The sequence below is a fragment of the Frankia sp. CcCS3 genome (assembly GCF_977927575.1).
The window spans coordinates 3769-4686 of the sequence record NZ_CDWRCL010000287.1 but is presented as its reverse complement, the minus strand read 5'-3'; the positions used below and the strand labels follow the sequence as shown (position 1 = coordinate 4686).

Below are 918 nucleotides of genomic sequence, written 5' to 3'. Positions count from 1 at the left end.
AACCGTCACCCACAGCAAGATCGCTAAAGCAGGTGAATGTTTACGACACTCTCCGGCCCGGCGGCCCCGGCCAGCATGATGTTCGCGATACGTGACTACCCAAGCACATGCGTGTGTCGCTGGTGCGCGCATCCAGGAGACTGTCTTGATCAGTACCGATCAGTACCGATCAGTACCGATCAGTACCGATCAGTACCGACCGGTACCGGTCGAGACCGCTGGTCGCGAGCGGCGACGGGTGTCCGACGACCGGTAGCCTACTGGGGAGGAATGGTCACCGACCGATTGGCGTCGGCATCGTTACGCAGTCTCCGGGATCGTGGCCGGGGACGGCCGCGGCCACCGGCGGCATCGGCCGGCCCGAATTGGCTAACGTCGGCAACCGTGGATCGACTACCGCTGCTTGTCGGGTCCGGCGACATCGCTCGGGCGCTGGGTCTGACCCGCCAGGCGGTCGACCATCGGCTCCGGGTCGATCCGGCCGCGCCGAGCCCGGCTGCGGTGGTAAATCGCACCGCCACCTGGGGCGGGACCCGGATCTGGTGGCGAGCGGAGATTGATCGTTGGCTCCGGCTCGAACCCGAGCACTGGGAGGTGCGCTGAGGGAGGTCGCCGGGAAAACGCGCCGACGGAAATCTGACGGAAAGCAGAAAGTTCCGCCCGGGGCATCCGGTGACCGGCGGTAGACGTCCGCGGGACGCGGGACGTACTCGATGGACCGGCCTGTTCCCGCCACGTCCATGTTGGACGATCGTTGTTGAACGATCATTGAGGAAACCGGGCGGACGGCTATCGCCATGCCGTCGGTCGGCTGATAGCGTCTGATGCCACCGTCCGCTGGGTGACGGTAGGTTCGGGGGCGCATGGTGCTGGATTTTGAGGGTACCCGATGAAGAACTACTTCTTCATCTCCTATGG

At 64.7% G+C, this 918-nt stretch carries 1 protein-coding gene; it reads left to right on the top strand.

Going from position 1 to position 918, the window contains the following annotated elements:
• Positions 1–384 precede the first annotated feature (384 nt).
• Entirely contained in the window at positions 385–603 is a 219-nt protein-coding gene (locus tag AC08OQ_RS17990; RefSeq protein WP_462186578.1) for a hypothetical protein, read from the top strand.
• Positions 604–918: the final 315 nt, after the last annotated feature.